Raw genomic sequence first — 14,193 nt, forward strand, 5'->3', positions numbered from 1 at the left:
TCCCCTTGCGGGGAGCTAGGCCGGGCCTTCGCGCTGCCTGCTTAAAGCCGGTCGCGCAGCGACTGCACCCAGGCACGGGCTTCACTGAAGGCCGCATCTGAATTATGCGTATCCACGGCCGGCTCCAGGCCTTGGGCGGCTGGGTAGGAACCGAGGAAGCGCAGCTGCGGGGACAGCCGGTGCAGCCCCGACAAGGCGGCGGCAACGCGTTCCTCGGCCACGTGGCCTTCGATATCGACGGAGAAGAAGTACTCGCCCAGGCTCTTGCCTGTAGGACGCGATTCGATGCGCGAGAGGTTCACGCCGCGGGCGGTGAATTGCTCGAGGATTTCCATCAGCGCACCGGGACGGTCCTCGGGCAGCGGCAGGATCAGCGTTGACTTGTCCACGCCGGTAGGCTGCGGAATCCTTCCCGGACGAGTCACGAGGATGAAGCGGGTCACCGCGCCGATATTGTCCTCGACCCCGCTGGCCAGCACCTTCAGGCCGCGCTCCTGGGCTACCAGCGGAGAGCAGATCGCCGCATCATGCGGCGGTTCGTCCTCTTCGAGAGCCAGGGCGCCGGCTGCCGTGGAAGAAGCCGGGGTGAATGCGGCCCCGGGAATATTCGCTTCGGCCCATAAGCGGCACTGCGCCCAGGCATGCCCGTGGGTGGAGATCTGCCTGATCTGCTCCAGCGAGTCGATGCCGGGGCGTACCGCCAGCACGAAAGTGATCGGAACCAGGATTTCGGAAACAATCTGCAGGGCTTCGCCCTGCGCAATGGCGTCCAAGGTGGCCGAAACGCCGCCTTCTACCGAGTTCTCGATCGGGACCATCGCCGCGTCCGCGGTCCCCTCGCGCACCATGGTCAGCGCCACGTTGACGTTGGAGGCCGCGATCCGCTGCGCCTCGGCAGCCCCGGGAACCTGCAGCAGGGCCGACTCGGTGAAAGTGCCAGCAGGTCCCAGATAGGCATAGTTCATCGTACGGTTGGCTCCTGGCCGTTATCCGCTTCCATTGGCAAGCCCGCTTCGATCCACGCATCGGAACCGCCGGCGACGTTGAAGGCGGTGTAGCCCATCACGGTGAGCCACGATGCGGCCTGGGCCGAACGGCCACCGGTACGGCAGATGACGTAGGTGTCTACATCCGGGTCAAGCTCGGAAATCTTCTCTGGCAAGGAGCCAAGGGGAATATGGGTTGCTCCGGCAGCACGGCCGGCTTCCCATTCGAAGTCTTCGCGCACGTCAAGGATGAAGGCATCCTTCGGGACATCATTGACCGAAACAGTCTCAAAATCGCTCACGGCTAGCATTCCTCTCACATAGGGTGTTTGCTTATAAGACTAGTCATTTCCTGCGTCGAAAGCCGACATGTTTCCCTCAAGCGCCCTGAAATTGCGAGACGAGCTGGCCCGCGGCGAGCGTTCAAGCCGCGAGGTCACCGAGCACTACCTCAAGCGCATCGAAGAGCAGGCGGACCTAGGTGCTTTCGTCCACGTGGCAGAAAATGCGATGGAGGCCGCGGCAGCGGCGGACCAGGCGCATGCCCGTGGCGACATTGGCCGCTTGCATGGGCTCCCCACCGCGTTCAAGGACCTCAATGACGTGGCCGGGATGCCTACCACCTATGGCACTGCGGCGATGCCTGCGATGGTCGCTGAACGTGATCACTCCTTGGTGGCCAGGCTGCGCGCCGAGGGCGTGGTGGTCCTGGGCAAGACGCAGGTTCCGGAATTCGGGCTGAGCAGCTATTCAGAGAACCTCGTGGCGCCCCCATCACGCAATCCCTTTGATCCCACGCGCTCGTCGGGCGGTTCCTCTGGCGGGCAGGCCGCGGCGATTGCCGCCGGCATGATTCCGCTGGGTCCGGGCTCTGATGGCGGCGGTTCGGTTCGCATCCCCGCGGCCGCCTGCGGGCTGGTAGGCCTGAAGCCTTCTTTGGGCCGCGTTCCCAGCGACATCCTTGATGGCTACACCGATCCCATGGGCGCACCGAAGCTAGCGGTTAGCGGACCGTTGGCCCATGATGCCTTGGATGCGGCTTTGCTGCTTGACGCCATGCGCGGCAAGGACCACTATCTGCCGTTGCTGCAGGGAAGCTACCCCCAGCGCCTGGACGGGCTGAAGATTGGGTACAGCATCCATTCCCCGTTTGAACCGGTCTATGAAATTACCCTGGCGCAAGAAGCCCGGGCTTCATTTGCCCAGGGCCTTGAACGCCTTGGAGAACGGCATCGCGTCCAGCCGGCCAACCTGCACTACGCCACGGACTATCCGGAAACCTTCGCGGCGGTGTGGACCAATGGGCTGAAGGACGTTCCGGTCGCGGATGATTCGCTGCTCGGCGATTTGGCAAGGGATTTCCGCCGACGTGCCGCCGACCGCTCGCTGGAACAGAGCCTGCAGGCAGGTTCGAGGTTGAAGCAGATTGCGGCCGACTTCGTGCGCCAATGGTCCGCCTACGATGTCGTGGCCACCCCTGCCATGGCCTCGATCCCGCCGAAGATCGGGCACTATACACAATTCACAGCCGATGTGGATTATATGTTGCAGTGCCAGTACACCCCCTACACTTCCATGGTGAACGTCGCCTCAGTAGCGGCCATCACCGTTCCGGTAGGCCACTCCAACGAGGGGTTACCAATGAGTATTCAGCTGATTTCCCCGCGCTCGGACGAAGGACTGCTGCTCGCGCTGGCAGTCCAGATGCAGGTGTGACCTTTCCCATATAAGTAGGTACTCGGGTGGGCAAGGGCGAAAAATATTACGTATGTCTACTGCAACAACGAGCACCAAAGCTTCCGGAAAGACCTTCTTCGGTCACCCCGGTGCGCTCGCAAGCCTCTTCAGCGTGGAAATGTGGGAACGATTCTCCTTCTACGGCATGCAGGGCTTGCTGGCTTACTACATGTACTACTCGGTCACCGACGGCGGCCTGGGCATGGACCAGGGTCTGGCTCTGTCGCTGGTCGGCGCCTACGGCGGCGCTGTCTACCTGTCCACCATCCTGGGCGCGTGGCTCTCCGACCGCCTGTTCGGCTCGGAACGCGTCCTGTTCTTCTCGGCTATCGCGATCATGATCGGCCATATTGGCCTGGCGCTCCTGCCCGGCTATGCCGGACTGGTTATCGGCCTGATCTTCGTTGCCGTCGGTTCCGGCGGCCTGAAGGCCAACGCTGTAGCCCTGGTGGGCTCCCTGTACTCCAAGGAAGATCCGCGCATCGATGCCGGCTTCTCCCTGTTCTACATGGGCGTGAACATCGGCGGGCTGCTCGGCCCACTGCTCACCGGTTGGCTGCAGGTCCAGTACGGCTTCCACATCGGCTTCGCCGCTGCCGCGGTCGGCATGGCTATCGGCCTGGGGATCTATGCCCTTGGACGCAAGAAGCTGCCGGACTCCGGCCGCATCCCAAGCAACCCGCTGCCTGCCTCTGAGCGCAACCGCTATGTGGTCATCTTCGCTGCCGTGATCGTTTTGATCATTGCCGCTTTCGCATCCAAGATCGTGACTCCGGAGAATCTGGCAAGCACCATCGCCTACGTGGTGATCGCCGCTTCGATCATCTACTTCGCGTTGATCCTGCGCAGCAAGAAGGTTGACGCCACCGAGCGCAAGCAAGTCTGGGCATTCATTCCGTTCTACATCGGTTCGGCTGCCTTCTGGGCCCTGTTCCAGCAGCAGTTCACCTTCATTGCCGCTTACTCGGATCAGCGCCTGGACCGCCACCTGGGCAGCTGGGAAATGCCACCGAGCTGGGTTACCTCGATCAACCCGGTCTTCATCATCATCTTCGCCGGTATCTTCGCCGCATTATGGACCAAACTGGGCAAGCGCCAGCCACGCACTTCAATGAAGTTCGGCCTGGCACTGGTGGTTGTGGGTGCGGCCTTCTTGCTGTTCATCCCGCTGGAATCCTTCGTGAAGACCCCGCTGCTGGCGCTGGTCGGCATCCTGCTGCTGTGCACCTTTGCCGAGCTGCTGCTCTCGCCAGTGGGCCAGGCAATTGCCACCAAGCTGGCTCCAGCCGCCTTCGGCACCCAGATGATCGCCTTGTTCTTCCTGTCGGTTTCGCTGGGCACCACCCTGTCGGGTGTGCTGGCCGGCTACTACACCGAGGGCAACGAGATCCCGTACTTCATCGCCATGGGCGGCACCGCTGTTGTCCTGGGTATTGCCATGATGGCAGCTACCCCGGCCTTGAAGAAGCTGATGGGCCCGATCCTCTAGGCGTTCGATCATGCGAAAAGCGGTTGGTTCATTTGAACCAACCGCTTTTTTCATGCCCGGGGATTATCGAAGAAGCCCTTGTGAGAAGGTCACGTTGTCGTAATACGAGTCGTAGCCGAACCCGGTTGACAATGCCCAGAAGAACCAGATGGCTACCGCATAAATGACTATGGCTAGTGCCAATCCAATCCATGAGGTAATTAGCCCGGCCAGGCTCAGGCCCCGGGAGCTGGGTTCACGCCGGTAGGCCAGGTGCCCGGTAATGACTCCGGCCAGCGGAACAAGGATAATGACAGTGAAGCCTAGCAACGACAAGATGCCAAGCACCAGGGAAGCCACCGAGAGGCCGGCGGATTCAGGCGGTCGTTGGTAGGGGTTCTGCGGATACTGGTAGTAGCTCATTTGCCTACCATTCTTCTACGAAACTGCGATAAGCGCATCAATCTGAAAGGCAATCTGTGGCACACCTCCGAGCTGGCCAGCCAGCCCAAGAATCAGACCTGATCAATTTGCAGGAGGTACTCGATGCCTACAGCACCCTGGTTCCTTCCAGCGGCAACCCCGACCAGGCCGTCGTTTTCGGCACCTCGGGACATCGCGGAAGCTCCCTGAACACCACTTTCAATGAAACGCATATCGCTGCGATCACCCAGGCCGTGGTCGACTACCGCAACGGTGCGGGGATCACCGGCCCGATGTACGTGGGCAAGGACAGCCACGCACTCTCCGCGCCCGCATACCGCACCGCCCTTGAAGTTTTGGCAGGCAACGGCGTCACCGTGCTCGCCGATGACGGACTGACTCCCACTCCAGCGGTCAGCCACGCAATCCTGGTACATAACGCTAGCGGCGGCGAACAGGCCGATGGCCTGATCATCACCCCATCGCACAACCCGCCAACCGACGGCGGCATCAAGTACAACCCGCCGCATGGCGGACCGGCAGAATCCGGAATCACCGGACCCATCGCTGCACGGGCCAACGAATTGCTGGCCAGCGGAGCGGTCAAGCGCGGCGAGCCGAATGCCCGGCCCTTCGACTTCCGCGAACTGTACATCGCCAATTTGGCTGAAGTCATCGACTTCAAGGCCATCGCCGAGTCCGGCATTTCCATTGGCGCAGATCCGCTGGGCGGGGCTTCGGTGCACTACTGGGGCGAAATCGGCCGCCGATACGGCCTGAACCTCGAAGTGGTCAACGAGTCCGTGGATCCGCGCTTCGGCTTCATGACCTTGGACAAGGACGGGAAGATCCGCATGGATTGCTCCTCCGCCCATGCGATGGCCTCCCTCGTGGCCAATCGCGAGAAGTACGACATCGCGACCGGCAACGATGCCGATGCTGACCGCCACGGCATTGTCACCCCGGATGCCGGCCTGATGAATCCGAACCATTTCCTGGCCGTGGCCATCGACTACCTGCTCACCCACCGTCCGCAGTGGCCGGCTGATGCCCAGATCGGCAAGACCCTGGTCTCCTCGGTGCTCATCGACAAGGTGGTGGCTTCCCACGGCCGGACCCTGCGCGAGGTACCGGTGGGCTTCAAGTACTTCGTTGAACCGCTGGCTTCCGGCAGGGTCGCTTTTTGCGGCGAGGAATCGGCCGGCGCGAGCTTCTTGGACTTCTCCGGCAAGGCGTTCAGCACCGACAAGGACGGCCTGATGCTGGCCCTGCTGGCCAGCGAGATCCGCGCAGTAACCGGCAAGAGCCCCAGCCAGCTGCATGCCGAACTGGTAGAGCGCCACGGCCCCAGCTTCTACGACCGCTTTGACGCGCCCGCAAATCGCGAGCAGAAGGCCGTACTGGGCAAGCTGGACCCATCGATGGTCACCGCTACCGAACTGGCATCGGATCCGATTACCGCCAAGGCCACGCAAGCGGCCGGCTTCCCCATTGGCGGCTTGAAGGTTTCCAGCGAGCACGCATGGTTTGCCGCGCGCCCATCGGGCACAGAAGACATCTACAAGATCTATGCAGAATCAACAAAATCACCCGAGCATCTGCAGCAGGTGCTGGCTGAAGCTCGGGTGATTGTTGATGCTGCGCTGGCTGGCTAGTTCAGCTTTGCAGTCCATGGGTCGATGGCCACGGCTGGCTGCTTGCGGGTGGCCAGCCAGTGGCCCAGCCACAGCAGCAGGAAGATTGGCAGGCCAATGTAGCTGGAAGCCATCTGCAGCAGGTTTCCATCCACGATCGCCTGGTAGTTCTGGCCTGCGATCACCACGATCAGGATCACGAAAGCCAGAATCGGGCCCAGCGGGAATAGCGGCGCCTTGTACGGCAGGTTCGCGAGATCCTGTCCGCTAGCAATGTATGCCTTGCGGAACTTGTAGTGGCACACCGCGATACCCACCCAGGCAATGAAGCCGGAGAGGCCCGAAACGTTCAGCAGCCAGGTATATGCCGAGCCTTGGCCGATGATGGCGGTCAGGAAGCCGAAAAGGCCTACCGAGGCGGTTAGCAGCATTGCCGGCATGGGCACGCCGCGCTTGTTCAAGCGGGCGAAAATCTTTGGCGCCTTGCCGTCCAACGCCATCGAATAAAGCATGCGTGCAGAGGCATATAGCCCGGAATTGCCTGCGGAGAGGATGGCCGAGAGGATCACCGCATTCATCAGGGCCGCGGCGAATGCTACGCCCGCACGCTCGAAGACCAGGGTGAATGGCGAGGTGGTGATATCCGATGCCTCCGAAGACAGCAGCGATGGATCCATATACGGGATCAGCATGCCAATGACGAAGATCGCGCCGATGTAGAAGAGCATGATGCGCCAGAAGATCGCCTTGATGGCGCGTGGGATATCGCGCTGGGGGTTCTCGGCTTCGCCGGCGGCCACGCCGATCAGTTCGGTTCCTTGGAAGGAGAAGCCGGCAATCATGAAGACCGAGACGATGGACAGCCAGCCGCCAACAAATGGCGCTTCGCCATCGGTCCAATTGCTGAAGCCCGGGGTGGAATCACCCAGGATGCCGAAGATCATCGCGACACCGCAGATCAAGAAGACCACCACGGTGATGACCTTGATCGCGGCCAACCAGTATTCGCCCTCGCCAAAGGCCTTGGCGGACAGCGCGTTCAAGCCGGTGAGCAGCACCAGGAAGATGGCCGCCCAGATCCACCCCGGGGCATCAGGGAACCAGTAGGACATGATGATGCCGGCGGCTACCAGCTCGGCAGCCACGGTGATGGCCCAGTTGAACCAGTAGTTCCAGCCGATTGCGAAGCCGAAGTGGCGGTTCACGAAGACCGTTGCGTAGGTCTGGAAGGAACCAGCGACCGGAAGGCGGGCGCTCATTTCTCCCAACGACTGCATCAGGAGCAGCACCATCATGCCGATCAGCGCGTAGGCCACCAGCGAACCGCCTGGGCCAGCTTGGGCAATGGTGCCGCCGGACGCGACGAATAGTCCGGTACCAATCGAGCCGCCAATGGCAATCATCTGCATATGGCGAGCTTTGAGGCCACGCTTCAGACCGTCCTGGGACGGTGCGGGCTCAGTCATGCGTTACATCTCCTGATGCTTGAAAATTTCCAACCTATCCATCCAAGCACCCTGACAAGCCATAACGCTATGAACCGCGCTACAGTAAGCGATCAATAATCTTTCGCTTAGCCCATGAATACGGAGGATATATTGCGCTCAAGGTGTCAACTACGGTCGTTTTGTTGAGTTCTGAGCGCATCTGCGAAAGCCGTTCGAATCCATGTTTGCCGTGGTAAGCCCCCATTCCACTCGGTCCGACGCCACCAAAAGGCAGGGTTGGAACGATCATCTGGGCCAACGGAGCATTGTGCACTATGGAGCCGGCTCGCACCCGATCAGAGAAAATCGACTGCAGGCGCGGACTTTCGCTCATCAGGTAAGCGGCCAGCGGTGATGGCCGCCGGGCAATGAATTCGAGGGCTTCCTCGAAGGTTTCCACCTCGATCACCGGCAGGATAGGACCGAAAATCTCTTCGGTCATCAAACTTCCCTCGAGGTCCACATTGCGCATGATGCTCGGAGCGATGCGCAAGGTATCCTCGTCGTATTCGCCGCCGAAAACCACCTCGCCCTGCTCGAACATCGACAACAGCCGGTCAAAGTGCTTGCGGCTGACGATGCGGCCAAAGTCCGGATGGGTCAGCGGCTCCTTGCCGTAGAAGCTGGTGATGGCCTGGCCCAGGCGCTTGATGAGCTCAGACGAGTCGCCCACGCTCAATACGTAATCCGGGGCCACGCAGGTCTGGCCGGCATTCATGAATTTGGCGTAGGCCAAGCGCTTTGCGGAAGCCAACGAATCGTTTTCCACCACGGCCGGCGACTTTCCGCCCAGTTCCAAGGTGGTTGGTGTCAGATGCTTCGCAGCCGCTGCAGCCACGATCTTGGCCACGCGTTCACCGCCGGTGTAGAAAATATGATCCCAGCGGGCGCCGAGCAACTCCGTGGAGGTATCCACCCCGCCTTCAACTACCGCGTAGACACGTTCGTCGAGGTAGACCGGGAGGAACTTGGCCAAGGCGCCTGAGGTCGCAGGAGCCAGTTCCGATGGCTTGATCACCGCCGCGTTGCCGGCAGCAATGGCCGCGACCAGCGGTGCGAGCACCAGCTGAACCGGGTAGTTCCAGGCGCCGATAATCAGCACGACCCCCAGCGGGCGCGGCTCAACCTTGGCAATGGCTGGTTGCAAAGCCAGCGGTACCTTGACGCTGGTGGAATCCATCCATTCAACGAGGTGGCGCTGGGCGAAATCTATTTCTGCCCGCACCACGTCGATTTCGGAGAATTTGGCTTCGGTGGCACTCTTGCCCAAGTCCTCGGCCAGGGCCTGGACGAAGTCTTCCAGATGCTCTTCGAGCATCTTCTCCAGGGCCTTGAGCTGCTGCAGGCGGAAGCGTCGCGGATGCGTGATCCGCGTGTCCGCAGAACGCCGCAAATGGCTCAGCACTGTTGCTATGCGCGATGGATGCTCGTCCACCGGAGGTGCGGAATCACCGACCGGTTCGGGCAACGGAGTGGAAGTAAACAGACCCATGATTTGAGCGTACGTCACTGGGACTATTTTTCATCGTTTAATTCGCCGGAGGATTCAATATGTATCAAATAGTTGATACATTGATTTCCATGAACCAGTTCTCGGCGAGCGCCATATCCATCGCTTTCGTTGCCGCAATCATCTGCGTTTGGTTGCGTTCGGTGGCGCACAGGCGTGGAACACCAGCTATCGACCGGGCCCGATCCCACTCGTTCTGGTGCGCATTGATCGCATTCTTTGCTTCAACCTCATGGGATTTGTCCGAGACCTGGCGCGTTTCAATGACCGAACCCAATTCAGGTTCGGCTCTCGCTGAAGCACTCACTCCGGGGATCTGGGTTCTTCTGGTTTACCTCATCGGCTTGTTCACTTGGCCCAAGGAACTCCAGCCAGTGCGCACCGCTTCATTAGAGGCCCGCAGCCTGACAACTCCATTTCCCAAGGCCCTAGGGGCTTTCGTTGGGCTTTTGCTGCTGATCGCGGTCGGCTCCCTGTGGCCGGCGTCCAAAGTCGAAGGGCTCGTTGGCGTTCCGGCCTCGGAATTCACGACCTTTGATTTTGACGGCATCTATTCATACGCGTCGGAGGGTCCGTATGATGGGCGGTTGCCGGGCACACAGATGCTCCCGGTATTCATCGTGGCCCTGGCAGGGATCATCGTGGCCGCGGCTGTGATTACCGTAGTTATCCTGAAAAGACCTGCCTTGGCCGGCATCTCGGCCGAAGACAACCAAGCGTTGCGCACGGTCTGGCTCAACCGCTTGATGCGCAATATCGGCATCGTCTTGCTGGCCTTCACCGTGTCGGTGGTCAATTACTCGCAGGCTAATTCGCCGGATGGACAGTACGAGTTCGTTAGCTATGGCGCCCTTGCGGTCGCCCTCACGTTGCTCTTCTGGGGACCGCGCTCTACATTCTCAGCTCAATCCACCACCAGGGAACGGACCGCCTTCTCGCGTTTGCGTGATCAACTATTCACCTTGCAATACGTAACTGCAGCACTCACCTTGCTCAGCGTTGCAATCGGCTGGTCATTCTTGCCACTGGATGACGAGCTCCAGATGCCTACCAATGAGCGAACTACGTGGATCTTAATGATCTTTGCCGGTGCGGCTTTGAGCTATGCCGTTCTCAATGCGCTTTATCTCAGCTACGTCAGCACGGTGGCCCGGCAGGCGTCTGCAGCACCCAAGTACCACGCGCCCCTGCCCTTGTGGTCCTACATCGCCGCTGGCTTGCTGTTTGCCACCAGCACCTATTTTCTGCTCGATCCGCCGCTGGACTATTTGTGGGGCTTCGTGCCTCCAGGCAAGACAATGGTTGCAGGCTTGATCCTGCTGTTGCTGGCAACCCATCTTGGATTCGTCTGGTTCTCCCGCCGGGCAATTATTCCCTGGGCTGTCTCGTCGGCCGAAGAAATCTGGTACCGCAAGGTCCTGGAACTGCGTTCAATGCGTGTTAACACCAGTGCAGTGGTAGCCATGCTGCTCATTGGCTACGGATTCCCGGCCGGGCTGGGACTCTTTGCATTGCTCATCTTCGTTGTCCCAGCAGTCATTTTCCTAGAGCGCCCCGGTAGCGCCTTCGTGCGGGAACATCAGCCGGCAGCTACTTCATGAGCACGCAGATCAGTGTTGACCTCCAAGCAGCTACCCCGCCCTATGAGCAGATCCGCTCGCAGATTGCTTCACTGATCTCCTTGGGAGATCTGCCCTCGGGGAGCAAGCTGCCTACTGTGCGTGCGCTGGCCACGGACCTCGGCGTCGCTGCCGGTACAGTGGCGCGCGCCTACAAGGAGCTGGAAGCCGAAGAGCTGATCACCTCCCGGCGCCGTGCCGGCACAGTGGTCAACGAGCGGCCGCAGCCGGTGGATACCAGTGAAGATCTCCTGGCCGCCGTGGATCACCTCTGGGCGTTGGCGGTCGCGCAGAAGGTGGATGCGGCCACGCTCAAGGCCTTGGTGGCGCGGCGCGAGCGTAAGTAACTTGTCCTCGGAACCGGTTGTGCGTACGCTCTATGGCAGTGACACGGGGTGTCGGATCAACCGACTGAGATAAGACCCGTAGAACCTGATCTAGTTCACGCTAGCGGAGGGATGTCGCATGGCTTTGCATGCAGTTGCCCAAAAATACCGGCAACAATCACCTTTGGTTTTTTGCCTGACCAATACCGTCGTATCCAATTTCACCGCCAATGTCTTGCTGGCATCCGGGGCTTCCCCGGCCATGACGGATCTGCCCGGAGAGGCCGGCCCATTCGCGCAGGCAGCTTCAGCCGTATTGGTGAATTTGGGAACTCCAAGCACTGAACAGCTGACCGCCATGGAAGAAGCTGTGCAGTCGGCGAGCGCTGCAGGCACCCCCTGGGTCCTGGATCCAGTGGCAGTGGGAGCGCTTCCGGTGCGCACGGAGTTTGCCCGGCGCATTGTCCGGCAACGCCCGACCCTGATTCGCGGCAACGCCTCGGAAATCCTGGCCCTGGCCGGCCGGCAATCTGCTTCGCGCGGTGTCGATGCCTTGGATGAGGTTTCTGCCGCCTTGGCGGCGGGACGCGAACTGGCCACGGAACACGACTGCGTAGTGGCCATTTCCGGCCAGGCTGACGCCATCATCGACGCCACGCGTACCGTCTTGGTGCATACCAACGGAATTGGCTTGACCCGGATGACAGGTGGCGGCTGCGCCTTGGGCGCGGTCTGCGCCGGGATGGTTGCGGTCCACGATGACCCGTTCGAGGCCACCATCGCAGCCCACGGTTTCTATGGCCTGGCCGCGGAAAAGGCCCTGGCTGGCAGCTCCGGTCCGGGCAGCTTCGCAGTTGCCTTCCTTGATGCGCTGTCGGCTGCCGATCCCGGGGAACTGAAGACTTTGAAGTACGAGGAATTGAACCATGCATAATTACGGCGCTTATCTAGTAGCCAACACTGACAGCTGCACCCCACGCAGCACCCTGGAAGTTATCGAGGGCGCCGTCGCCGGAGGGATCGGGTGGATCCAGCTGCGCGCCAAGGATGAAAGCGCCCGGGAATTCTTCGAGCTGGCCTGCGCGGCTGCCAAGCTCACCGAGGGCAAAGCCCAGTTGCTGATCAATGACCGCATTGACGTCTACCTCGCGGCACGGGCTGCTGGCGCAGCAGTGAACGGCATCCATATCGGGCAAAAAGATGTGCCGGTACAGTTGGCTCGCCAGATCATCGGCGAGGGCATCATCGGCTTGAGTGCTTCCAGCGATGAGCAATTGGCCCAGGCGAACAAGGACGCCTCGGTGATCGACTACCTCGGTGTAGGAGCCATCCGCGCCACTCCGACGAAAAAAGACCATCCTGCTCCCCTGGGGCTGGACGGCTTTGCGCGAGCCGCTGCCTTGGCCAAGCTGCCCTGCGTAGCGATCGGCGCAATTACCCAAGACGATGCCGCCGCGATCCGCGCCGGCGGCGGCGCAGGCCTGGCCGTGGTCCGCGCCATCTGCAACGCCGAAGATCCGCAACTTGCCAGCGCGCAGCTGGTCGCAGCCTGGGAGGCCTCGAAATGAACATCCTATCCATCGCAGGCTCCGATCCTTCCGGCGGCGCCGGAATCCAAGCGGATCTGAAGGCCATTGCCGCCAACGGCGGCTACGGAATGTGCGTGATCACCGCTTTGACTGCGCAAAACACCCATGGGGTATCCGGAGTTCAGGCGATCAGCGGCGATTTCGTCCTCGCGCAGCTCGAAGCCGTGAGTACAGATATCCGCATCGATGCGATCAAGATCGGGATGCTGGCCAACGCCGAGGTGATCCGCGCAGTCACCAGCTGGCTGGAAACTGTTGACGCCCCCGTCGTGCTGGACCCGGTCATGGTGGCGACCAGCGGGGATCGCCTGCTCGACGACGAATCGGCCCTTGATTCACTGCTGGATCGCGCCACGGTGATTACCCCGAACCTGCTGGAGCTGGCCAGCTTGCTGCGCGAGCCTGTGGCCCCTTCCTGGGACGAAGCCCTGCTTCAGGCCCAGCGGCTGGCTGCCAAGCACGGCACGCTGGTGCTGGCCAAGGGCGGGCACCTGGCCGGGGCGGATTGCCCCGATGCCCTGGTGTCGGCGGGCGGGGTGCAGCTGGAGCTGCACGGACCGCGCCATGCCACCAGGAACACCCACGGCACCGGCTGCACCCTTTCCAGCACTCTGGCTACCCGCTTCGCTGCCACTGGAGATTGGATCGCCGCGTTGGAGCAGTCCAAGTCCTACCTCTCCAAGGCCATCGCAGCGGCCGACCAATTGCAGGTGGGCAGCGGCCACGGCCCGGTCAACCACTTCATCGACTTCTTCGGCACGGCAGATCCCATGGGCGACTGGTGGCAGAAGATCCAGCCGATCCGCGAGGAAATCGACCAGCTGGATTTCATCACCCGGCTATCCGAGGGCACCTTGGACCGGGATGACTTCCACTACTACATCGCCCAGGATGCGCTGTATCTGCTGCGTTACGCCAAGGTGCTTTCGCTGGCCAGCTCGATGGCGCCGGATCTCGGTGCCCAGCGTTTCTGGTCGCGTGGCGCCAACGGCATCCTCGATGGCGAGCTGCAGCTGCACGGCAGCTACCTGGATGAGTTCGCTGATACGCCCAGCGCCACCACGCTGAACTACACCAACCACCTGGCCGCCAGCCAGGAGAGCTATGGGGAGCTGATTGCCGCGATCCTGCCTTGCTACTGGCTGTACCAGGACATCGGCAAGCGGCTGGCGGCAGCCAACCATGCCGAGCATCCTTATCGGCAATGGCTGGAAACCTATGCATCCGAGGAATTCGATTCCGCCACCGAGCAGGCCATCGAAATGGTCCGCCAGGCGTTCGAGCAGGCAGATCCGCAGCTGCGGGCCCGCATGGAGGCCGCTTTCATCCGCTCCGCGGAACATGAGCGCTCTTTCTTCGCGCAGGCGCACGAGAACCGAGTAGACTTCTCTACGGCCTAAAACCCGCAGGGCCC

At 61.2% G+C, this 14,193-nt stretch carries 13 protein-coding genes and 1 riboswitch; of the genes, 8 read left to right on the top strand and 5 right to left on the bottom strand.

From position 1 onward, the window contains the following. Positions 1-41 precede the first annotated feature (41 nt). Together pheA and AC1Z36_RS02310 are read right to left on the bottom strand one after the other, a co-directional pair. Positions 42-965 carry a prephenate dehydratase gene (pheA, locus tag AC1Z36_RS02305; protein ID WP_133833728.1) on the bottom strand — a complete coding sequence of 308 codons (924 nt, stop codon included), beginning with the start codon at positions 963-965 and terminating at the stop codon, positions 42-44. Continuing rightward, entirely contained in the window at positions 962-1,288 is a 327-nt protein-coding gene (locus AC1Z36_RS02310; protein ID WP_105658642.1) for a rhodanese-like domain-containing protein, read from the bottom strand. Before AC1Z36_RS02310 ends, pheA begins: the two co-directional genes overlap by 4 nt. Before the next feature lie 67 nt (positions 1,289-1,355). Here AC1Z36_RS02310 and AC1Z36_RS02315 point away from each other — a divergent pair, with 67 nt between their 5' ends. Both AC1Z36_RS02315 and AC1Z36_RS02320 read left to right on the top strand, forming a co-directional pair. Beyond that, a complete protein-coding gene (locus AC1Z36_RS02315) occupies positions 1,356-2,702 on the top strand; it encodes an amidase (RefSeq protein WP_483561613.1) in 1,347 nt (448 codons plus the stop codon). A gap of 52 nt (positions 2,703-2,754) precedes the next feature. Continuing rightward, positions 2,755-4,212 (top strand): peptide MFS transporter, encoded by a 1,458-nt coding sequence (locus AC1Z36_RS02320; protein ID WP_105658644.1) that lies wholly within the window; start codon positions 2,755-2,757, stop codon positions 4,210-4,212. 63 nt (positions 4,213-4,275) lie between these two features. On the opposite strand, the gene AC1Z36_RS02325 is transcribed toward AC1Z36_RS02320, so the two are convergent. Further along, positions 4,276-4,614 (bottom strand): DUF4190 domain-containing protein, encoded by a 339-nt coding sequence (locus AC1Z36_RS02325; RefSeq protein WP_105658645.1) that lies wholly within the window; start codon positions 4,612-4,614, stop codon positions 4,276-4,278. Positions 4,615-4,670: 56 nt separating this feature from the next. Here AC1Z36_RS02325 and pgm point away from each other — a divergent pair, with 56 nt between their 5' ends. Continuing rightward, positions 4,671-6,269: a phosphoglucomutase (alpha-D-glucose-1,6-bisphosphate-dependent) gene (pgm, locus tag AC1Z36_RS02330; protein WP_400341876.1), complete on the top strand. Its 1,599-nt coding sequence runs from the start codon at positions 4,671-4,673 to the stop codon at positions 6,267-6,269. Here the strand turns inward: pgm and AC1Z36_RS02335 are convergent. Beyond that, positions 6,266-7,714: an amino acid permease gene (locus AC1Z36_RS02335; RefSeq protein WP_332487006.1), complete on the bottom strand. Its 1,449-nt coding sequence runs from the start codon at positions 7,712-7,714 to the stop codon at positions 6,266-6,268. The two genes, pgm and AC1Z36_RS02335, sit on opposite strands and share 4 nt — an antisense overlap. Before the next feature lie 79 nt (positions 7,715-7,793). Next, a complete protein-coding gene (locus AC1Z36_RS02340) occupies positions 7,794-9,227 on the bottom strand; it encodes an aldehyde dehydrogenase family protein (protein ID WP_402741385.1) in 1,434 nt (477 codons plus the stop codon). Positions 9,228-9,316: 89 nt separating this feature from the next. Here AC1Z36_RS02340 and AC1Z36_RS02345 point away from each other — a divergent pair, with 89 nt between their 5' ends. The 5 genes from AC1Z36_RS02345 to thiD all read left to right on the top strand — a co-directional run bounded on the left by AC1Z36_RS02345 (position 9,317) and on the right by thiD (position 14,179). Further along, a complete protein-coding gene (locus AC1Z36_RS02345; protein ID WP_483561614.1) occupies positions 9,317-10,846 on the top strand; it encodes a hypothetical protein in 1,530 nt (509 codons plus the stop codon). After that, on the top strand, positions 10,843-11,211 hold the full coding sequence (locus AC1Z36_RS02350; RefSeq protein WP_402741386.1) for a GntR family transcriptional regulator: 369 nt from the start codon (positions 10,843-10,845) through the stop codon (positions 11,209-11,211). The genes AC1Z36_RS02345 and AC1Z36_RS02350 overlap by 4 nt, the downstream gene beginning before the upstream one ends. Positions 11,212-11,245: 34 nt before the next feature. Next, positions 11,246-11,340: riboswitch (TPP riboswitch) on the top strand. After that, entirely contained in the window at positions 11,330-12,124 is a 795-nt protein-coding gene (gene thiM / locus AC1Z36_RS02355) for a hydroxyethylthiazole kinase (protein ID WP_013347455.1), read from the top strand. Its footprint overlaps the riboswitch before it by 11 nt. Continuing rightward, the gene (gene thiE, locus AC1Z36_RS02360; RefSeq protein WP_483561616.1) at positions 12,117-12,758 is read left to right on the top strand and encodes a thiamine phosphate synthase; all 642 of its coding nucleotides are present in this window, start codon (positions 12,117-12,119) and stop codon (positions 12,756-12,758) included. The genes thiM and thiE overlap by 8 nt, the downstream gene beginning before the upstream one ends. Beyond that, a complete protein-coding gene (gene thiD / locus AC1Z36_RS02365) occupies positions 12,755-14,179 on the top strand; it encodes a bifunctional hydroxymethylpyrimidine kinase/phosphomethylpyrimidine kinase (RefSeq protein ID WP_483561617.1) in 1,425 nt (474 codons plus the stop codon). Before thiE ends, thiD begins: the two co-directional genes overlap by 4 nt. Positions 14,180-14,193 lie beyond the last annotated feature (14 nt).

This window comes from Glutamicibacter sp. BS14, from assembly GCF_056934375.1.